The following is a 21663-nucleotide window of genomic DNA, read 5'->3' as shown; positions in this document are numbered from 1 at the left end:
ATTCGCTCCAATAAGACTTTATTAAACTGATCTAGAATCTTAACCAATACGATGACAACTGAATTATTTGAATTTGAAATTTTAAAGGCTAGCAGAATCAGGTTATTACAAGTAATGGAAACAGTTGATAATACCATATTATTTAAAATTCCAGAGACCTTTAACAATAATATCGTCTGGCAAATTGGCCACTGTATCACTTCTCAGCAGCGGCATATGTACATGCGTAGTGGACTACCAATGCATATATCGCAGGAATTTATGGAAGCATTCAAAATTGGAACGGCACCACATACGTGGAAAAATACGCCAGACATTGATGAAATAAAACATCTATTGCTTTATACAGTAAACCAACTTAGTAAAGATTTAACATCAGGTATATTTGTTGAATACCAATCGTTCAGCTTACCAATTGGCTTCTCCATCAATAATCATATCCAAGCGCTTCAAGCCGCTAACTTTCACGAAGCCGAGCACAGCGGAATAATATTAAGTTACTTAAAACTTCTAAGGCAATAAGATTTTTCCAGTCTTTCTTTGGGACAGTTATGACAGTGGATACGATATCTTGATATGGCTTCAAGGCCAATCGATATTGAATCTACGAAGATATCCATTTTCAGGATGTTAATCTTTAGATAATCATCGCAAAAACTGGATTTCAAAAAAGAGTTTTATACTGTCTATTCATTTGTAATTCCCTACTTGACGAGTCTGTACTGGAAGTTTACGAATTAAACCACGATACACATTTGGCCGCAAATTGCTCAAACTTTCGATCCGTATTTCGCATGACCGGGCCATGACCAAAGCATATCATAGAAGGATTTAATCCTGCTAACTTTTGGAGCGATCTGATGTTTTGCTGTTGATCCGACGTGAATATTTTTGGAGGGAGCCCTAGGCCAGGCACTGTAGTGAGCAGGTTCATATTTGTAGCAGCATCCCCGATTATCAATACACCATCCCGCTCACGGAATAAAGAAATATGACCGGCTGAATGGCCTGGAGTTTCTATGACCCGAAAGTTTCCAATGCTATCATTTTTCAACGAGTGTACCATCGACTTTGTGGCCCTGCCCCGCCCAGTATTTTTGTTGAAGTTTTGCTAACCAATGTTTGGGATTTGGATAGTCATTAGTTACCATACCTGTTTCAGTCCTAAAAATTTCATTTTCATGGCAAAGTAAAGGTATTTCAAATTCATCACATAGTTGATCACTACAGCCCTGATGGTCTGCATGGGCATGCGTAAGCACATGTTGATGGACGGGTATTTTCTGAAGGGCTCCCTTCACCGTATTATATGAACTGCGTATCCCACAATCAACCAACACACCCTCTACTATATAGCAGTTGATACTATTTCGTGGCATCAATGGTACATGAAAAACTTCTTGGGCAATTTGATGTAACATAGCTTTTTTTTGCAAAACTATGGCACTCTATAGAAATAAATAAGGACATTTGTCCTATAATACTTTGGCGCGATGTATTTGTCCCTTCGCTCTTGTAAGAGATCGCTGCGTGATGCCCAGATATGAGGCGAGGTCTTGTGTCGCTATGCGCTGAATGAGCTTTGGTTCATTCGAAAGGACATGATGATATTTATCGAGCGCTGACTTATTATTGTAATTCAGGAGGTATTGTTCCTTTTGGATATATTCCCGTTCCATCACAGCTTGTATAACCTTGTTCCAAGAAGTCACTCGACCAAGCAGATATTGATAGTCAGCATAGTTTATCCGATGAATTATACTATCTTCTACAGCCCTGATACTCCTTCTGGATTTTTCCTGAGCGACAAACTCTGGGAATGAAGTTACAAACTCGTTTTCAAATTTGAAACAGGTTATATTTTCTCTCCCCTCCTTGTCGACGGCATATGCTTTTACCGCACCACTGGATATAAATCCAATATGACGACAGGGTTCGTCCGCACGAATAAAAAAATCACCCTTTTTCAAATCGTGTGGTTTGAAGAACTGAACAGAAAAATTCACTTCGTCAGCTGACAGTGTTCCTATCGAGAATAGATATTTTATTAGTGCATCCGTCATATTATCATATTGTGTCTTCTATTGCTGTTCTTAAAAAGCTCGGGGTCCCATACCAAATCCTGCATGCAAAATTAACAATAATCGACTATTGAAAGAAGTTGCTCCCTTTGTTCGGATTTCTCCATTTACCTGTGTCATAATATGCGTATTTAAACGCCCGGATTCTTTTCGCATAGTTGGAGAATATTTCGCGATGATAATTTCTGAAATATCAATATCTTAATATGGAACATTTCCCTTTCTTAGTTTCAAAACAACATCTTGAATTTGAGGCCAGAGTACTAAAATAAGAATGACAAAAATTAAACCTGTTAACATCAGATCATAATAATCCCTAATAGCACGAGCCAATATCTGCTGACTTACCATCTGATTCAAGTAGCCCGAGGATACTATTTTGGACGTATATATATCGCTGCCTGCATTTGCGTATTGTGCCTGAATATCCAATAAGGTAACAGGCAACTGCAGGTTCGTCTCCGTGAGTGATTCCCGAACTTTTTCCCTTACGGATGATTTTGCAAATAATTGAAGTTCGTTGTTAAGCGCCAGACTAGCTGTAAATCCTATGAACCTTGAAAATATACCAATAAGAGCGGCATTGATGGCAATTTTGGAAGGTGCTGACGCGGCGGTAAATGAAACAATCGGAACAAACAACACCCCTGTTGCCGCGCCATACATAAACATAGGCAGAAGGAAGTCGGTTGTTTCACCCTGTACAGAAACAAATAGTATCATATAGGTATAATATACCGCCATCAACCCAAAACCAACAATAATCATCCTGATCAGGTTGTACCCCATCAAGACAAATCGAGAAGTGATAAACATACTCAGTGTAGTTCCAGCAATTACAGCAATCCATACGGGAATGGTACTCAATGGATGGTTTCCTAAAATTACTTCAAGATAACCATAGGCTAGCCCAGTACTTCCTTTAAAGATATAAAAGGTAAAAAGAAGCAAAAGTCCAATAACGAAATTCTTTGCCCTAAAAATCTGTAAATTGATTAATGGTCGCTTAAGTTTTAGTTCTCTGCTAATAAAAAGAGAAAGAATAATTACATTAACTAAACAAAGTGTGCTGATTAATGAACTATCAAACCATCCCAGTTGACGTCCGTACACAAGGATGTATCCTACGATCAAGATAAAAGACACATAAAATAAATAGCCGATCCAATCCACCTGATACAGTGGTATTTTTCTGGTAAACCTGGCCTTACCGTTCATGGTAAGTAAAACAACACTTGTCAGCATAATGACTACAATAACAAATCCGTTGAATATCCAGTTGAAGTCAAAGAAATAAAGGATGACACTGATATAGATGGAATAAAATGGCACCGCTATTTGTATACTGCCATAAAGGAGGCTATAAGCAATCACACGGGCATGTACAGACTGTAACCTTGGAAAAATAAGCTGTAACACAATGCCCGACATTAATGCACAGGTAATGCCCTGCAAAAACTGACAGAAAACAAATAATATCCAATCTCTGAAATAAAAACAAACCACGGCACATAGCACATTTACCCCAAGTGCCAGCAGTAGATATTCCCGTGGTGCGAAATACTTTACAATTCTAAAATCCAGCGCCAGGAAAGCTACGGTTGAACCATAGATAACGACCATACCATATTGTACATCGGCAGCTTGTATTCCGTAAAAGCCCATCGCGGCACCTGGACTTCCGTAAAAGGCAAAACTAAACAGACTCGTCATGAGAATAGCAAATATGACAGACCTTGCCACCCATTCGGATACCCAGGATTTAAAAATTGGTATTTTGTGTACTTGCATCGTTAATTTTTTAAAATGTAAACATTTGCGTTCATTCCGGCAGATAGCTTAGTTAATTTTTCGGGTATATCGATCAGTTTAATCCGAACAGGAATACGTTGGATGATTTTAACAAAATTACCGGTAGCATTATCTGGCGGAAGCAGCGAATACCGGGATCCTGTGGTTGGCGAAAGGGACTCGATAGTACCTTTGAATTTTTCATTCGGAAAAGCATCGACTTCAATAGATACCGCTTGACCGATTTTGAATTTCCCAATCTGTGTTTCCTTAAAATTTGCCATTACCCACTTTTCCTCGGCTCTGTTCACTAAGAATGCCAATGTCTGTCCGGGCTGTATCAGTTGTCCCGCCTGAATGGTCTTTTTCCCGATTTGTCCATCAAAAGGTGCTGTGATAACGGCATATCGAATATCCAACTCTTGCCTTTTGAGAAGTGCTTCTTTGATCTTTATTTCTGCCTCTATGGCATTGTGCTGTACCCTGAAATCATTTAATTTGGATTCAGCGACCTGCAAAGAAGCTTTTGTCTGGTCATAATCTGATTGGGTGATGGATAAAGTAGCACTGATGTTGTCGAATTTTTGTTGTGTGGTCGATTCGTCCGCCAGTAGATTTTTATAGCGGTCAAATTCTTTTTGCTGCTGGTTCAATCGTGCTTTAGCACCTTCCAATTGGGCCTTAATGACGGCAATGCTTTTAACCTGCGTTTCCTCGCTTGCTGCCAAGACCGGTAATTTGGCCTGCGCGCTCATGAGTTCTGCTGACGCAGCATCTCTCTTTAACCCGTACTCGTCCTGTTCGATCACTACAAGGGTATCGCCTTTTTTTACCTGCTGATTGTCCTTATAATATATTTTACGGATATAACCCCCTACTTTTACGTTTATCGGGGAAAGATAGGCATCAATCTGAGCGTCGTTGGTCTGTTCATAGCGATATCCTTCGAAGAAATAAACAGCTGCCCAAATAATAATTCCCACGAATAATGTGATACCGAGCCATTTGGTTAGGTCTACAACAATTTTATCTGTTTTATTTTTGTTCATGATATTTGTATTAAAGAATTCCGATAATTGCCAATAGCCTGATATGCTTAAGTTTAACGTTTGTTTGTGCTGTTGTCAGATTAAATTTAGCTTCCAACAAAGCATTTTCGGCTTCCAGAAGATCGGTCAGAAGGGATTCCTGGTTTAAGTAGCTACTTCTGATAACACGAGCAGTTTCGGCGGTTTTAATGATATTTTGCTCCGCTGTTTCCATGCTTTCCAAGGCCTGTTTTTGCTGTAAATAAGCCTCTTTTACCTCAAGGTAGATCTCCTCTTTTTTAATATTTGCTTTTTCTCTTGCCTCATTACTGATCGCTTGAGCATGAGCGACGGAATGCTTGCTTTTGTATAGATTATCAATAGGAAACTGGACTTTGATCCCGGTCTGACCAAATCCCCATAGATCATTCGAATATGGATAAAATGAAATCTGCGGATAGGTGTAATTGTAAGTTGAATACAAGGAGATTTTGGGTAACAGCGTCGCTTTTACCTGCTTGATGTTCATTTCACTCAATTTGACAGCGCTATAGGCTATCTTGTATTCCGGCGATTTGTTAAATGCGATGTCTAGATAATCCTCATAACCACCTTGAGTGATAACCTTTAACTCGATTGTATCTTGGTATTTTATTGCAAGCTCAGCATCATTTTCTTTCCCCATCAGGATATTGAGCCGTTGTTTAGCGATTTCAATCTTCTTCGCGATATCAGAAAGGCTGAGTTCCAGTTGCGCTAATTTCACGGAGGTTCTTAATACATCGCTCTTTAGCACGGTGCCATTTTTATGCAAGCTTGCTACCAGTGTCAATTGTTTTTTTTCGGCTTCAATTTCTGCCGCAAGAAAATCCTGAAAATGCAGAAACTTATACAGATCAAAGTAAACAGCTGCAACATTGTATTTTATGTTGTGTTTTTGCAGATCGACTTCATATTGTGTACGTATCGCTTCTTCCTTTTTCATGGCGATGTTTCTTTTGTCCTTACCACCATTGTAAAGATTGACGTTCAGGTTGTAACCCACGCTGTAACCATAACCTTTTACCGGCACATCCTGTGGAGAAGAGAATAATCCATTGTCATAAATCAGGAATTTGGAATTGAGTTTTGCATCTCCGCCAACAAAAAGCTCAGGCAACAAACGATCTTTCGCTTCCAATATTTCCAAATTGCTCTGCTGAAGATGTAGATCGGATAGTTTCAGTTGACGGTTATTTGTTTCGGCTACTTTCCAAATTTCTTCCAAGCTTAATACCAGCTCATTAGCTATATTTTGGGCATAGAGTGATTGTACAAATAGGGTTAACAATAAGCTCAAAATCGGGACTATTTTATATTGTTTCATCGGTTTTGTTTATATATTTCTTTCTTTTTACTAGACATGGTTTTACAATCTTTTTCAATTCATCAAAAGCAAAAGTTAAATCTACCATTGCCATAAAAGCATGGTTATACCCATAAGCAAACCAGAAAATATGTGCACTGTCAATTCCTTCATCTGAATGATGTAATTTATTAGCAGACTTTTGGTCTTGTGTTTCAAGTTGAAGATCTTTGCGCGATGTTATGATTTTATGTTTCATAATGACTTTACTATTATTACATAGCAAAAGTATCCAGCATGGCGAAGTATCATTTTATATAATTAGCCTAATATTTGTTAAATTTGGCCATATGGAAATTCTGAGCCAAATCATACATATTGTTGATCAAAATCCTGATTCTATCCTGGTGATGCGACAGCAGACGGAACAACGTTTGCCTGCCCACCAGCACAAGAAAGCTCAGTTGTTATTGGTTTATGGCGGGATTGCTTACCTGCAGACTGACGAAAAGGATTTCTATATTCCCTCAAATCATTATATCTGGATACCAAAAAATTATCGGCACAACCTGATGTTCAACACCCAGGACCTGTCTATTATCAATATTTATTTTCCGGAGGAAAGTGTTGGTAATTTTTATGAGGAGTTGGGGATTTATCCGGTGAGTAAGCTGCTGGCAGAGATGCTTTCTTTTAGTGAGAAGTGGCAAGGTAATTATTACAAAGGTTCGTGGGAGTTTGAATTTTTAATCACGCTTAAAGGTGTATTATCAAAAGAAAATCTCAAAAAATTCTCCATACAACTTCCTACAACTGACGATCAAAGGCTAAATACCATAATTGAGAGTTTTAGAAATCGACTAAATGAAAATCTAAGCTTAGCTTTTATTGCTCAGCAATCGGGAATGAGTGTTCGTAGTTTGACCAGATTATTCCAAACCAAACTGCACATTACATTTGTTCAGTATTTAAAAATGCTACGGATTATTAATGCAATGGAATTAATCAACGATACAGATTTGAATATGACCGAGATTGCGTATGATATTGGCTATTCAAATATAGCGGCTTTTAGCAATAACTTTTATCTGCTTACAAACATGAGACCTACGGAGTTTAAAATGAAGTAAGGAATAAAACTTTACAGTCCGCCTGTACTCGCTTTGATCTGCGCATTATGGTCAGAACTCTGTCATAGTTCAATACCGATAGGCCCATATCAACTGCATTCGCCCCCTAATCCCTGAAAACTAATGGAGTAACTTTAGTTAAGCGAAATTCTTGATCCATGTCAATCTTTTTTTTCGAAAAATAAAAGAACTTAGTCTATATATAAAAACAAAAGAAATAATATAAACAGATTTAAAAGGAATAGGATGAAAAAGATAGCAATTAATGGATTTGGTCGCATCGGACGCGCTGCCTTAAAAATAATAACAGAAACTGCCGATCTTGAGGTCGTTGGAATTAATGATCTGATGAGTATTGAAAACGCCGCATATCTGCTTAAATACGATAGTAACTATGGGAAATATGAAAAAGATGTGCGTATCGAAGGAGATACAATTGTGGTCGATGGAAAGGTGGTTAAATATACAAGTATCAGGGAGATTGAAAAGTTACCTTGGAAAGATATCCAAGCGGATATCGTTATAGAGAGTACGGGTATTTTCACAAACAAACCGGACGCTGAAAAACACTTGACTTCTGGAGCAAAATTTGTCGTCATTTCTGGTCCTACTAAAGATACGCCGACAGTGGTCCATGGAGTAAATACCGAAGATGGCAGGGTGTCTGTTTTTTCATACGCAAGTTGTACCACCAACACTATAAGTCCAGTAATCGAAATATTAGGCAGGAGACTGGGAATAAAAAAGGCCATACTAAATACCACACACGGTTATACAGCTTCACAGGCATTGGTCGACGCTCCATCAAAAAAAGAACCGCGTATGGGACGGGCTGCAGGCATTAACCTTGCCCCCGCGGCCACGGGGGCTGCAATAGCGACGACAAAAGCACTTCCGCAATACGCCGGAAAGTTTGACGGTATAGCTGTTAGGGTACCTGTTCCAGTAGGATCCATCTCCGATATTACGTTTATTGCAGAAAGGTCCACCACAATCGAAGAGATCAACCAAATTTTGATCGAAGAGTCAAAAACTGATCGCTATAAAAAGGTGCTAACGGTAACCGACGAGCCCTTGGTATCTACCGATATTATCAAAAGTCCATTTGCAGCGACAGTAGATCTAGAAATGACTCGAGTTGTCGATGGCGACCTGGTGAAAGTGATGGCTTGGTATGACAATGAATGGGGATTTACCAACCAAATGATCAGACAAATTCAATCGATTTAGTGCGGTAGCAACGAAGAACTTAACGTGCGAGGGGTTATCTAAAGGTTAGATAGCCCCTTCTTAATACAATTTTATACTTCTTGCAGCCCAGTCAAATAAAGTAAGCAGCATGAGTATTCAAATATTCAACTTTTAAACAAATCTTTCATTTTGTTAAAGTCCTGCTTAGGTTTTTTACAGCGATAGATCGTTTGCAGCACCCAATCTTCGCTACTTGCATAGGGACTATATAATTTTCGCACAGGAACAACTTTTTCGAAAAAAGGACAGAAGAAATTGTCACCGGTATCGTTATAACAAATGGCAATCACCGTTTGGGGCATCCGGCCTGTCGGTGCCCAGTTATAGAAGCTACCGTGATAACAAAAGGCGTTCGGAAGCCCATATGTACTCTTCATCAGTTCGACTGCACCCTCCTGCGAGTAATGTTTGCCCCAAATAAGACAACTTGCTTTTTCATTCGGGGGTAAACTGTCGTATACTGAGCGTAATTCATGCATACCCGTTTCCCATTTTTGCAGGTCCAAGTTGTTTTACAATTGTGCCAAAGCGTTTTTTACGCGCTCACGGTTTGGTTTAGATACTGGTATTTTCTCACGGTTTGCCAATAGTAAAGTCCCGCCGTCTTCCTTAAGCCAACTTTGGATATAAAAAGGGTTTATAAGGTGACTTTGGTGTGTTCGAATAAAGTTGTGTGGAATTAGTATTTCGCTGTATTCTCTTAACGGTTTTGAAGAAATTATTTTCTCTTCATTTAGTAAGTGAAAAACGGTATATGTATCGTCTGCTTCGCAACGTATAATATCGCTAATGAGTAAGTATCGAGTTTCGTTTTGAAAAGCAAGAGCTATCTTCTGAGGCACCCTCTGTTTCGATGTCAACTGCTGAATCAGAAATTCTACCCCGGGATTCTGCACTATTGTACTTACATTTTTGCAAGCCTTTTCAACGGCCAATTTGAGCTCGTCTATATCAATGGGTTTTAGAAGATAATCTAATGCCGCATGTTTTATGGCTTGTATACCATATTGGTTGTATGCTGTAACAAAAATGACCTGAAAGTCTATTGTTTCAAAATCCTTAAGCAGGTCAAAACCTGTCTGACTCCCCATTTCTATATCAAGAAATACCAAATTGGGTCTATTATTTTTAATTAAGCTCGCTGCTTCAGTAATCGTATTTGCGATTGCCACAACTTCAACATGTGGACAATACTTAGCCAATAGCGCCTTTAAATTTTTGGTATTTGAAATTTCATCGTCCACTAAAATAGCACGTATCATAATAACCAGTTTTTAAAAATTAAAGATACGCATGTCCCCGTACTTTTAGATTCTGTATCTATGAAAATATTTGTCTCTGGATGCAATTCATTCCAAAGCTGTATACGCTCATTGGTTAACCTGATTCCTAATCCGAATGGTGTATGTGCTATATCATACCCTCGACCATTATCAAATATAGTTATTACCATATCACTCTCCTTCCTCTCAAAATATAAGCTAACCTTTCCACGTTCCTTCAATTCTGATATCCCATGTTTTATGGCATTTTCAACCAATGGTTGTAGGAGCATTGTTGGTATTTCGATGTTATTAGGATCAAGATCGCTAACATCAATCGCATATTCAAAACCAAATCGTAGCTGTTCCATCTGAAGATAATCGGTTAAAAGATTGCGCTCATCCGTGAGTGTATTTACCGATTCACTATCCAGCACATTTCGGGTGAGACGGGCAAATTTGCTTAAATACCTATTTGCATTGTCCACATCATTGTTATTTATAAAACTCTGAATGCTAGCGAGCGAATTGAAAAGAAAATGAGGATTGAGTTGCGCCTGAATCGAGATCAGTTTAGTTTCCGATATTTTTTTATTTAAACTCTCTTCTCGGATTTTTTTTCTATTTCTTCTACGCAGTACATAAATTAGAAGAAAGCTTATAATGCTAAAGATAATAATTAATGATAGAGACCACATGATCATATCTTGCATAGAGAAAGTTCTATCAATTTGTATTTTGACATTTTGTCTAAAACTAGACGATTCCATCTCTTGCTCCGTCATATTCTCTAATTGTGGTCGAATAATGATTTCATATTCTCCAGAATTTTTGAAATTCTCCCGACCTATTGAAATATTCGGTTGCTCTATTCCATCTACAGTGTAAAAACTGTAATTCCAAGAATTACTTTTAAATACAATGTTGCCAGTTTCCTTTTCTTTTACCAATAACGAGTAAATGGAACTGTAATCATTTTTTCTAACTGCAACCTTCAGACCTGTAACATCATTGTCCAAGATAATTTTCGACGCATCTGTTTTCATTTCAACCGCAGATCGATTTGATCTATCAATTAGCTCCCTTCCAAGAAAGATAATATCAGTTTTTGGGATCGCTGTGTTATATATAATCACGCTTCCCTGTTCTGAAGGATCTTTTTCGTTATATAAGGTTACAGAAATGGTCTTATTTCGGATCTCCGTTATTGGCAATTCTGCTATATAACCAAATAAGCCGTGTTTGTTAAAGGTCAGGTCCTCTAAGCGTCCGGATTACAACGTATTTTTTAAATCATCGACAACAGCAAAGCGATAGTTCTTTATGCCTGAAAGTAGTTTAGTACGAATTTTGAATTGTACCCTATTTCCATTATTGATATAAGTCAGCGCTTGGTTGCTTATGTTGGGAAACCTGTTTGCATAGCTCCTAATTTTACTTAGGCTATCGAAGGAGGCACCGATGCTTATTCCTGCAATATCTATACTCCCTAAATAATATTCTACCTTTTTGTCTATTGAATATTGTTCGCCTTTGCTGCTAACCTGAGCAACAATGGGTATCCAAAAGAATATAGCGATTAGTAAAAACGTGTTTTTTTTCATGATCTGCCGTTTATACTTACAAAACTCTATAATTATTAATTTTAAAAAAATGCAAAAACAGTATTGCTCTCCGCTCACTTGGTAAACTATACGCCAGGATCAGGATTTAATCATTTGAGCGCTCATCACAATTACGCTCTTATATAGAAAGGTATAAACACAAAGTCGACATAGCCGGACTCTATCTTATTGTATCCGACCGCATTCGCTTTCGAGAGTCGCTTTGCGATTACGTTGATCCTTATTCGCGCCATAAATGAACCTATTAGTTGAAGCTCAGACGTACCTGTCTTGATTCGTAGTACCCATAACTTGACGAAAGCAATCCTGCTAGATTTTGCGAGTATTTAACTCGGTTACCTTTATATTCGGAGCGCCTATGCTGTTCTGGACATAATCATAAAGACCTCCCCTCCATAAGAAGAATTTTCCAATCAATAAGAGCTTCGGTAAAGAAGTCATTTAGGTTACAATAAGATCTGATTTTTTCACTTGGGTTACTGAGATATCACGGAGATAAACGCCTTATACAAGTAATAAAAATAGGTATAAAAGCTTAAATATTCAAAGGGGGGGAAACTACTCAGTATCAAATTGAAGGATCCCCTTCCCCTCGCGAATTGATTTATAAATACTATCCCGCAGTTTTGGATCTATGTTTTTTTGTTTAATGTATTTTAAAAAACCTGTAATGGTGTCATTATGATGATATATTCTTTCAGCACTACTCTTTTTCAATAATAATCTGTGATTACCAAGCAGATCCATTTCAGTTAATTCAATAGTTGAATGTATAGGTATTGGATCAGATAAGTTCACCTTGAAAGTTGGAACCTTTGATTTTAATAATACCCGATCCACCGTTCCTATTTTTTGATCGTTGAAATAAATATCATTGGGCATGGATTCTATTGTCTTTTCTTCTCTGAATTCCAGAAAATACTGTTTTTCCCTATCGAAATTACACCCCATCAAAAGTACGACCTCAATTAGTATTATTTTTACAGGTGAATATCTCATAATGCGTCTATAAATTATCAGGGATTAAATCTCAAATACTTAAGATTCATTAAAGTCCCCATTTTTAAATTCTCCCAATCTTCTGCTTTCGTATGTTCAAATACAATTTGACAGCTAATCTTTTCTGTGGCAGCTGGCTTAGGAGTGCCGTCGGGGCACCTCCTTTTCATGTTATTGCTCCATACGATTGGTCGGTTACTGGGATGCAGTAACAGGACTGGGTTTACGATCAAACATAACCGGTTTTTCACTACCGTCCAACAGAATTCCTATACCTTGAATCTGACCGTCCACATCGCTAAAGAAGTTAAAGAGAAGATTACTTGGTTCAGGATCCGCTGCGCCATCTTTATCGACAGACCGTGGGTCAAAAACATCATAATGTCGGTGGATAAGGACAACCTTCTCATAACCGAGTTCACTGTATAGCTTGTTATCCTTAAGCCTTACCTCAATAATTCCATATGCAGGATTCTCAAAAGAACCAGTGTACTGTTTTAAGGAATGGGAAGGGTTCGTCGCTGGAATGGGCAACTTTTCTTCTTCTTTTTTAACATGACGCAGCGAATCGATTTCAGCCTTTTTTTCACCATTCCAGTCGATTGGATTCAAACCAAGAAGTATATCCGCTATAGAATTTCTGACCACCGTAGGAACTTTAGATACGTTTTGATTGGTTAATACGACAATTCCGAGTGTATCTGTTGGAAAAAATGCCACATTCGCAGAAAATCCGTTAATATTTCCACCATGTTCTACTTGATAATGTCCTCTATAGGAGCCAATCATCCAGCCTAATCCATAATTGGAAAGGAAAACATCTTTGTGTTTGTCCGGTAAAGCGGCATCCATCACCATTTGGGAGCTCGCAGCCTCCTTTATGTAATTTGCAGGGAGTATTTCTTTCCCATTGAAATAACCTCGGTTGAGCCAAACCTTGAGCCAATTAGACATGTCATTAGCACTGCTATTTATGCTTCCTGCCGGCCCCATGCCACTAATATTATAATAATCAATTAGTTTTATCGTGTTATCTTTGGAAAGTGTATAAGGCAAAGATGCATCGCTATCCCGTTGGAAGGCTAAGAGATTGGTGTTAGAACGGGTCATTTGTAGAGGGGTAAAAAACTTTTCCTGTATATTTTGTTCCCATGTCTTACCACTCAATCGCTCCACAATCATTCCTTGAGCAAGGTACATAAAGTTATTATAGAACCATTTCATGCGCAGGCCTGAACTGGGTTTCATAAATCTGACCCGTGAAATCAGACTATCTCTATTTTTGCTATTGAACAGAAACCAAGATAAATCATAGCGGGACAAGCCTGTCCTATGCGCCATTAGGTCTTTAACCACGATTTGATTATCCATCTCATCATTGTAAAACCGTAACGCAGGCAGTAAAGATACCACTCTGTCCTCGAATGTCAGTTTGCCATCCGCTCTCAACAAACCTAACAATGAAGCGGTAAAAGCTTTGGAGCTCGAACCGATTGCAAAAAGCGTATTCGGTGTAACAGGTTTTTTATTCGCGAAATCACGATAGCCAAATCCCTTATTATAAATTATTTTATCGCCTTTTACAACAGCAACGGCAAAACCCGCCACATGATGATCTTTTAAAACTTGGCCGAGAACAGAATCAATTGCTTTAAATTGATCTTTCTGCCCACCTACTTTCCCAACCTGAGAAAATAGTGAAAAAGAAAACCAGGAACAAAAAATAAAGGTTAAAAGGAATTTCATATCAAATTGGAATATATACGAAAATACTTATTCAACATGATTCCCGCAAACTACTGGAGACATTGCCTTTAATTTTTTTATTCCTGGTTGTTCTTAGGAGGTTGCTGAATTTTACGATAATAACTGGTCTATCAATCCGTAAAATCTCCTAAATTATTCTTTCGTATAATTCGACTTTCCGTTTACATCCACCTGCTTACCTAAATACTTTGGTTTTCTATTTCTCATTACATCCAAAACCGCTTTCGTTACCGATAGTTTTTCTCTAAATGCATAATATTTATATCCAGGGTAAACTCCTCGATCGGCACTATAACCGAATGATTTTATGCCTAATTTATCACCCAGATAAACACATCTATTTAGATGATATTTTTGAGATACCAAAATTGCCGTATCAACATTAAATATATATTTTGCCCGGTACATGGTCGAGTAGCTATCGAACCCAGCATAGTCAATGTAAATTTTAGCGGTATCGATGCCATTTTTCTGACAGTACAACTTCATTACGCTAAGCTCATCGTACTCGTCTCTTCCATTGTCTCCTGACAACAATATTTTATCCACTTTGTGGTTTTTGTACAACGAAATCCCGGCATCGAGTCTATCTTTCAAATACCTACTTGGCTGATCACCATTGATGCCAGCGCCAAAAATGATGGCTACCTTGGTTCTTGGCACATCCTTAAGTTCAGTGAAAATCACCGAATCTGTTTTAGCCGTTACATTGCTATTGGTTATCACCACAACAACCAGGGCTACTACGCATAGAACGACAACCACTAAAACGAACCTTTTAATCTTTTTCATTAGCTTGATTTGTTCATGATAAACTTATCATTTTAAACACAAATTTAATAGTACAACCTATTGAAAATCGAACCAATTATAATTCGCTGCAGATAAATTATCATTCGTAGCCACTTACAGTCTTTTCGGTATATTTCATTTGGCTATTAATGCTCTAGAATTTAAACATAACCAACATCGCTTTATGATCGGTTGGCCACACGCCTTCGGGCAGCAGGAAGTTATATTCACTATCTTTTTCCTGCTTCTGTCCATACTTTACGGTTTCTACAGGACCGACAATGTTAGCTTTTACTGGTTTCAACGGTTTTTTGCTGCGGTAATAAACATAATCGATCCGATCTCGATCATCCGCTGTGGGTGCCCATGCCAATTTCCCAATGGGAACATCCTTGTTAAAAGCAGGATAGGTAAAACCAGGATGACTGACCGGGTTGGGATATAATTGACGGAAACTATCTATAAATCCGGCTTTTTCTAATAAAACCGAACAGTCCCAAGGAACCACTGCCCCACGATGGTCGAAAAGATCTTTTGTAGCCAATGTCCAATCCAAATGTGAAGGCTCATTAAAATCACCTGCAATAATAAACGATTGTGATTGATCCTCTTTTTCTACGTCGCTCAGGATATCTTGGATAGCTTCATCACGTTTGCTTTTCCGATTAGCCTCAATAATGGTACCTACATCTGAAACAGGACGATCTAACTTCTCCCAGGTCAAACCATCGTAACCACGCGGCAAGTAGCATGCATAATTTGTGTAGTCCAAATGTAAAGAATAGCATACAAAAGAACGCTTCCCAATCTTGATCTTACTTTTTAAAACACCGCCCATGGTACTATCTTTTTCATAAAGCGCATGCTGTGATTCGATCGGATATTTGGAAATAAAACCGACATCCAGTTTTGCATCACTGGACTGGCCAAAATAGATAGCCCCTTTAGATTTGAGTTCCATTAGTATACGCTGAATAAAATCTGTTCCCTTGTAATTGCGGACTTCACTAAAGAGAACGACATCTGCATGCTTGGCAATAATTTCGTCTGCAATCGCAGGAAACCCATTGGGCACAACAGTCCCCTCCTGCCAAATGTTGATCTGCAGTACTTTTACCTCATTTTTTGCCTGAGCGAAGAGTGTATGCCCCAAAAGGGCTATCACTAAAAGCAATATCATCTTTCTTAATTTCATTGGAGTTGTCTATTTCTACTGGAAAGTGTTACCGCAACGTTCTTGCCGAGAGCGGTTTCTACCATTATCATATGAGCGAGTTTCTTACTTATTTCTGTAATAACCAAATAATTTTATCCACATTATCAACTCCAACACATTGTCGTTGACTTGCTTCATCAACTTTTTCGCGATTTGTATCGAATTCAGCAGTAGGATACATCCAACGCAACGGCATTTTTGTATTTGTAACATTTTGATCAGCTTCAATTGAATAGCATCATATTAATCAGCATTCCACGATTTATTAAATAGCGAATTATTTAATACCTTAGCCACACAAAGTTTTAGCACAACCGGTTTATGAACATAAAAATCAAGTATCATGAGTTTGAAACAAACGTTTTATAAAGTACGAAGTTCTAAAACAGTTCAGGGAATTCTAATCGCCAACATTTTTGCATTTCTAATTATTGGTATGCAATCTTCATTGCTGCCCAAGGATGCAGGGGTACTTGTTTTTTCTGAGTTTGTGATTATTCCACTGTTGATGGGTATTATCATGGCTTGGTGTTGGAAAGATACTGACATGAGAGGTAAACAAATAACCGCATGTTCTATCTTGGGTGGCCTTATGGCTATCTTACTCAGCTTTATATTCCTAGGTGAGGGCATTATTTGCCTCTTAATTGTTTCACCTCTTATCTTTGGCTTTGTTATCGCAGGTGCCTTTATTGGAAGGTCAATGTTTAAAAAGAGTAATCAAAAATTGAATATAAGCATTGTTAGCCTCTTACTTGGAATTTTTATTGTCGACTCCCTGACTGATCACCATCATGAAAATATGGTCTCCGATGAGATCTTAATTCATGCGAGTCCAACGCAAGTATGGCAACACGTGGTCGCCTTCGATCCCATATCTCAGAAGGAAAACTATTGGCTTTTTAGTATAGGAATGCCGAGCCCCATGGCTACAACGGTAAGTGAACATAAACTGGGCGCAAACCGAAAATGTATTTTTAGCAACGGGTATGTTTTCGATGAGAAGATTGTAAAATTTGACGTCAATGAAAACTTAATTTTTGATATCATTGATCAACCCAAAGACCCTGAAATCATGGGACATATCGATATCAAAAGAGGTCAATTTATATTGAAAGACAATGGAAATGGTACCACTACCCTTATTGGGAACAGTTGGTATAATCTCCATGTTTTCCCGACTTGGTACTATGACCTTTGGGCAGAAAGTATCACTAGGAATGTCCATTTCCGAGTCATGGAGCATATTAAACTTTTAAGCGAGCGATAAACTATGTTTTCTTTTGTGGTAAAAAGAGTTGGCTTTTTAAAGGATATCCCCTTATTAGCCATTCTATTTGATAGTCTCATGAGATTTTGGATGTTCATTGCCAAGCCTGAACTGCTAAATTGGATCGATGACCTGGAAGAAAATGTAAAAGGAATGCCCGGGACGACGATTGGGATACATAAATATGGTGGGACTGCGTTCAATTATTTAGGAAAGGAATTTGCACATGTCCATAGCAATGGTTTAGTGGACATTTTATTAAATAAAGAGCTAAAAAAATCATTGATGATGGAGGGAAAAATTAAGGACCACCATGTGTTTAAAAATTCAGGCTGGATCAGTTTTTATCTTCACAATAAGCAAGATGTTGCCTATGCCTGTTATCTCTTGAAAAAGGCTTACGATCGTGCTAGATAAAAACAGCATGCTATATTCTTTTAGACAGGCTTTGTCTTCATAAAATGTTCATTCACTGCAATAATTAGCTATCGGCTCTTTATTTTGGCTATCTATGTACTCATTATGAAGACACCATCTAGGTATAAAAAAGGAAGGTCTTTATCTTTTAGATTTAATATCTTTGCTGTATGAATATTGAACAGATCAAACAACCTTTCCTCAAAAAATTCCCTGGAGATTTTTCCAATAACCCTACACAGCGAGGCACGCCAAAAGTGCTATTTGCTACGATTGAACCTGCAGGGTTTGAACAGCCTCAACGGATTGCTTTTAACGAAGCTCTTGCTGAGGAAATAGGGCTGGGTAAATTTGAAGAAAAGGATCTTAACTTTCTGGTAGGCTCTCACCTACCCGACAATATTCAGACCTACGCTACAGCTTATGCCGGACATCAATTTGGTAATTGGGCCGGGCAACTGGGCGACGGCAGGGCCATTCTGGCGGGAGAAATTACTAATGCTGCTGGTAAGAAGACCGAAATACAATGGAAAGGAGCCGGTGCAACACCCTATTCAAGGCGTGCAGACGGAAGAGCCGTATTGCGGTCTTCTGTACGTGAATACCTTATGAGTGAAGCCATGTATCACTTAGGCATACCTACCACCAGGGCCTTAAGCCTGGCCTTTACAGGAGAAGATGTTCTTCGGGATATCATGTATAACGGCAATCCACAATACGAAAAAGGAGCCGTAGTGATCAGAACTGCCGAAAGCTTCCTTCGCTTTGGGCATTTTGAACTGATGTTTGCTCAGGGTGAACATACGTTATTACAGGATCTGCTTGATTTTACAATTGAAAATTACTTCCCTGAAATTGTTTCATCCGATCAGCAGAAATACAAAGATTTTTTTGAGAATGTATGTATCCGCACAGCAGACTTAATGGTAGAATGGTTCAGAGTAGGTTTTGTACATGGGGTAATGAATACAGACAACATGTCCATCTTAGGCCTAACGATCGATTATGGTCCCTATTCAATGCTGGATGAATATAATTTAAATTTCACCCCGAATACTACGGATCTACCGGGAAGAAGATATGCATTTGGAAAGCAGGCACAGATTGCCCAATGGAATCTATGGAAACTCGCAAATACCCTCCAGCCCATCATCAACGATGAAAAGTTTCTTGAAAACACCCTAAATAATTTTGGCGTTTATTTTTGGGAAACTCATGACAGAATGCTCTGCAAAAAATTCGGATTTGATGAACTAAAAGAAGAGGATGAGGTGTTTTTTAATAACTGGCAGAGCTTAATGCAGGACCTCGCATTGGATCATACCTTATTCTTCAATCAACTGGAGAAAACAACACCAGAAACTGATTTACAGGAACATTTCAGCCCGGTAGCTTACGGCGCTTTAAATGAAGAAAAGCTCAGCAGACTGAAAGACTTCATGGAAAACTATCGATCCCGTCTGAATTCAAATGCTATTTCAAAAGCTGAGTCCGTGGAATTAATGAAAAAAACAAACCCCAAATTTATATTGCGGAACTATCTTCTTTACCAATGTATTGAAGAAATTAGTGCCGGAAAAACAGCACTGTTAATGAAGCTAACGCAAGCATTAGAAAATCCTTACCAGGAATTATTTCCGGAATTTTCCGTCAAGCGTCCTTCAAGCTATGACGACACCGCAGGATGTTCTACACTTTCATGCAGTTCGTAGTATGAAATGCCCCGTTCGTTAAACATTCAGGGTGGGTTTAAAAGCTAAAGTTTAGGATATGTAGATTTTCTAAAAATAATCATACACAAGTAAACCTGCCAAGAGATAAGACTCCAGGTGCATATCCTGAAAACTAACACTAGGTATATCACTATCCGAAGAAAACTCGGCCCTTTTTAATAGGTCACGTATCTGAGCAACTTTAAATTTTAAATAAATCACGCGTATTCCACAAAATATAGATCCTGACGTACAGATCAATAGTATAGTAAACAATTGATTTCTTACCGAAGATATTTTACAATAATTTTTGACTGACAGATACAGAAAAGGAAGAATCCCAAAAGAGAAAATAAAAATCAGTGCAGGCAAAACCTGACCGGGTAGGCGCCAACTATTATTAAGCAAAGGGCTTTCACCTATTATTTCGGTGGTAAAAAACACCAAAAACCGATCTCTAATAAAAAAGGCAATTAGACACAATACGATTGACAGTCCAATAGCAATGCTGTATTCCTTCATCATTTTCTTTTTCGCAAAGTTTTTTATAGGTTATCGACTTAAACCATTTTCGATATTGCTTTTACATCGTACAATTTGTTTTTTCATTAGCTTAAGTTCCTTTATCTTAGTGTCTATCTGTTGCAATTTAAGATCAAGCACTTCCATTTTACTTGCCTGAGTCAGCTCTTTTTGATACCATGCATCAATAACCTGTTTAATTTCAGCTAAGGTAAAGCCTACAGCTTTCGCCATCTTTATGAACCTCAGTTTTTCGGTTACTTCATCGTCATAATACACGTACTTGTTGGAAGTTACATCCTTTTTTGTCATGCCAGAAATGAGTCCGCTCTTTTCATAAAAGCGTATAGTTCCAATAGGCATGTTCGCTTCCTTCGCTAGTTGACTAATTAATTTCACTTGATAATCAATAGTTTAAAAAAATAATAAAAGTATATAGTATACTTCATACTTGTGGGTTGTAAAAATACAGTTTAAATTTGTCTATTGAAAATCAATGGTAACTATCAATTATCTTTTATCATGAAAATAGGATATTCCGACAAAGAACTTATTAAACTTGTACCCGGCTTCACAAACAATTTTATTGTAATAAATGGCCTATCAATCCATTATGTTCAAGGGGGCAAAGGAGACCCCATAATTCTTATTCCGGGTTATCCAGAAACATGGTGGGCTTACCATCATGTCATGCCAATATTAGCAGAAGACAACCAAGTATTTGTTGTTGAAATTAGAGGGATGGGTAGCTCGGATAAACCGGAAAATGGTTACGATAAAAAGAACATGGCCAAGGATATCTACGAATTAGTCAAGCATTTAGGCTTCGACAGCGTTTGTATTGCAGGTCATGATATCGGTGCACATGTCGCTTTTAGTTTTGCTTGTAATTATCCACAAGCAACAAGCAAATTGATACTGCTGGATACACCACATCCAGACCCAAGCATGTATCAGCTTCCGATGTTACCTATTTTAGGGAGCAGTTATTTATATCCGTGGTGGCTAGCTTTCAACCAAGTCAAAGAATTGCCAGAAAAGTTGCTTGAGGGACGCATGTCAATCGTCATCTCTTGGTTATTCGACAACCTGCTGATTAATAAAGATAGCATAAGCCAATTTGATATATCGGTGTATAGTAAAGCGTATGACAACCAGGATGCCATTCGTAGTTCCAATGCATGGTATCAGGCCTTTCCACAAGATATTAAAGATTACGGGAGCTATGATAAATTAGAAATGCCAGTCCTAGCGATTGGTGCGAGTGGTTATGACCTATTGCATCATTCTTTACCGGAAATCACCTGTAATCTAACACTTAAAAAAATTGAAAACTGTGGCCATTTTATTCTTGCCGAAAAACCTATCGAAACTGCCGAATTGATCAAAGAGTTTTTATTGACGATCTAATTTCAGACGAAATCAACTTGTAATCAACCAGCAACGATTGTGTTG

Annotated in this window: 23 protein-coding genes; 7 read left to right on the top strand and 16 right to left on the bottom strand. The window is 38.1% G+C overall.

Going from position 1 to position 21663, the window contains the following annotated elements:
* Positions 1-51: 51 nt before the first annotated feature.
* Positions 52-522 (top strand): DinB family protein, encoded by a 471-nt coding sequence (locus tag B2O97_RS20335; protein WP_070568482.1) that lies wholly within the window; start codon positions 52-54, stop codon positions 520-522.
* A gap of 208 nt (positions 523-730) precedes the next feature.
* Here the strand turns inward: B2O97_RS20335 and B2O97_RS20330 are convergent, their stop codons facing one another.
* The 7 genes from B2O97_RS20330 to B2O97_RS20300 all read right to left on the bottom strand — a co-directional run bounded on the left by B2O97_RS20330 (position 731) and on the right by B2O97_RS20300 (position 6504).
* A complete protein-coding gene (locus tag B2O97_RS20330) occupies positions 731-1066 on the bottom strand; it encodes an MBL fold metallo-hydrolase (protein WP_286768035.1) in 336 nt (111 codons plus the stop codon).
* Positions 1044-1421, bottom strand: coding sequence for an MBL fold metallo-hydrolase (locus B2O97_RS20325; RefSeq protein ID WP_286768034.1), 378 nt, complete (start codon positions 1419-1421; stop codon positions 1044-1046). The genes B2O97_RS20330 and B2O97_RS20325 overlap by 23 nt, the downstream gene beginning before the upstream one ends.
* Before the next feature lie 54 nt (positions 1422-1475).
* The gene (locus B2O97_RS20320; protein ID WP_286768033.1) at positions 1476-2063 is read right to left on the bottom strand and encodes a Crp/Fnr family transcriptional regulator; all 588 of its coding nucleotides are present in this window, start codon (positions 2061-2063) and stop codon (positions 1476-1478) included.
* 219 nt (positions 2064-2282) lie between these two features.
* Positions 2283-3872, bottom strand: coding sequence for a hypothetical protein (locus B2O97_RS20315; RefSeq protein ID WP_286768032.1), 1590 nt, complete (start codon positions 3870-3872; stop codon positions 2283-2285).
* Positions 3873-3874: 2 nt separating this feature from the next.
* A complete protein-coding gene (locus B2O97_RS20310) occupies positions 3875-4921 on the bottom strand; it encodes an HlyD family secretion protein (RefSeq protein ID WP_286768031.1) in 1047 nt (348 codons plus the stop codon).
* 10 nt (positions 4922-4931) lie between these two features.
* Complete coding sequence (locus B2O97_RS20305; RefSeq protein WP_286768030.1) at positions 4932-6266, bottom strand: TolC family protein; 1335 nt, start codon at positions 6264-6266, stop codon at positions 4932-4934.
* Positions 6253-6504 (bottom strand): hypothetical protein, encoded by a 252-nt coding sequence (locus B2O97_RS20300; protein WP_286768029.1) that lies wholly within the window; start codon positions 6502-6504, stop codon positions 6253-6255. The genes B2O97_RS20305 and B2O97_RS20300 overlap by 14 nt, the downstream gene beginning before the upstream one ends.
* A 91-nt stretch (positions 6505-6595) precedes the next feature.
* Between B2O97_RS20300 and B2O97_RS20295 the strand changes: the two genes are divergently transcribed.
* On the top strand, positions 6596-7375 hold the full coding sequence (locus B2O97_RS20295; protein ID WP_286768028.1) for an AraC family transcriptional regulator: 780 nt from the start codon (positions 6596-6598) through the stop codon (positions 7373-7375).
* Positions 7376-7621: 246 nt separating this feature from the next.
* Positions 7622-8605 carry a type I glyceraldehyde-3-phosphate dehydrogenase gene (locus tag B2O97_RS20290; RefSeq protein ID WP_286768027.1) on the top strand — a complete coding sequence of 328 codons (984 nt, stop codon included), beginning with the start codon at positions 7622-7624 and terminating at the stop codon, positions 8603-8605.
* A gap of 125 nt (positions 8606-8730) precedes the next feature.
* Here B2O97_RS20290 and B2O97_RS20285 read toward each other — a convergent pair whose 3' ends face one another.
* From B2O97_RS20285 to B2O97_RS20250, 8 genes are all read right to left on the bottom strand, one after another.
* Complete coding sequence (locus tag B2O97_RS20285) at positions 8731-9105, bottom strand: hypothetical protein (RefSeq protein ID WP_070568498.1); 375 nt, start codon at positions 9103-9105, stop codon at positions 8731-8733.
* 33 nt (positions 9106-9138) lie between these two features.
* Complete coding sequence (locus B2O97_RS20280; RefSeq protein WP_286768026.1) at positions 9139-9888, bottom strand: LytR/AlgR family response regulator transcription factor; 750 nt, start codon at positions 9886-9888, stop codon at positions 9139-9141.
* Entirely contained in the window at positions 9885-10934 is a 1050-nt protein-coding gene (locus B2O97_RS20275; protein ID WP_286768025.1) for a sensor histidine kinase, read from the bottom strand. Before B2O97_RS20275 ends, B2O97_RS20280 begins: the two co-directional genes overlap by 4 nt.
* A 228-nt stretch (positions 10935-11162) precedes the next feature.
* Entirely contained in the window at positions 11163-11492 is a 330-nt protein-coding gene (locus B2O97_RS20270; RefSeq protein WP_286768024.1) for a hypothetical protein, read from the bottom strand.
* Positions 11493-12071: 579 nt separating this feature from the next.
* The gene (locus tag B2O97_RS20265) at positions 12072-12512 is read right to left on the bottom strand and encodes a hypothetical protein (RefSeq protein WP_070568506.1); all 441 of its coding nucleotides are present in this window, start codon (positions 12510-12512) and stop codon (positions 12072-12074) included.
* A 195-nt stretch (positions 12513-12707) separates the two neighbouring features.
* Entirely contained in the window at positions 12708-14258 is a 1551-nt protein-coding gene (locus tag B2O97_RS20260; RefSeq protein WP_070568512.1) for a serine hydrolase, read from the bottom strand.
* A gap of 153 nt (positions 14259-14411) precedes the next feature.
* A complete protein-coding gene (locus B2O97_RS20255) occupies positions 14412-15071 on the bottom strand; it encodes a SanA/YdcF family protein (protein WP_201303515.1) in 660 nt (219 codons plus the stop codon).
* 154 nt (positions 15072-15225) lie between these two features.
* Positions 15226-16266: an endonuclease/exonuclease/phosphatase family protein gene (locus tag B2O97_RS20250; protein ID WP_070568522.1), complete on the bottom strand. Its 1041-nt coding sequence runs from the start codon at positions 16264-16266 to the stop codon at positions 15226-15228.
* 364 nt (positions 16267-16630) lie between these two features.
* On the opposite strand from B2O97_RS20250, the gene B2O97_RS20245 reads away from it, so the two are divergent.
* The 3 genes from B2O97_RS20245 (at position 16631) to B2O97_RS20235 (ending at position 19686) form a co-directional block, all read left to right on the top strand.
* A complete protein-coding gene (locus B2O97_RS20245; protein ID WP_070568525.1) occupies positions 16631-17557 on the top strand; it encodes a hypothetical protein in 927 nt (308 codons plus the stop codon).
* Positions 17558-17572: 15 nt separating this feature from the next.
* Positions 17573-17974 (top strand): luciferase family protein, encoded by a 402-nt coding sequence (locus tag B2O97_RS20240; protein ID WP_139145064.1) that lies wholly within the window; start codon positions 17573-17575, stop codon positions 17972-17974.
* Positions 17975-18144: 170 nt separating this feature from the next.
* Entirely contained in the window at positions 18145-19686 is a 1542-nt protein-coding gene (locus B2O97_RS20235) for a protein adenylyltransferase SelO (RefSeq protein WP_070568529.1), read from the top strand.
* A gap of 552 nt (positions 19687-20238) precedes the next feature.
* Here the strand turns inward: B2O97_RS20235 and B2O97_RS20230 are convergent.
* Positions 20239-20607 carry a MerR family DNA-binding protein gene (locus B2O97_RS20230; protein ID WP_070568534.1) on the bottom strand — a complete coding sequence of 123 codons (369 nt, stop codon included), beginning with the start codon at positions 20605-20607 and terminating at the stop codon, positions 20239-20241.
* A 123-nt stretch (positions 20608-20730) separates the two neighbouring features.
* Here B2O97_RS20230 and B2O97_RS20225 point away from each other — a divergent pair, with 123 nt between their 5' ends.
* Positions 20731-21618: an alpha/beta fold hydrolase gene (locus B2O97_RS20225; protein ID WP_070568803.1), complete on the top strand. Its 888-nt coding sequence runs from the start codon at positions 20731-20733 to the stop codon at positions 21616-21618.
* Positions 21619-21663 lie beyond the last annotated feature (45 nt).

Origin of the sequence: Sphingobacterium sp. UBA865, from assembly GCF_002295765.1 — a bacterium.
Lineage (GTDB): Bacteria > Bacteroidota > Bacteroidia > Sphingobacteriales > Sphingobacteriaceae > Sphingobacterium > Sphingobacterium multivorum.
This window is presented reverse-complemented; position numbering and strand designations above follow the sequence as displayed.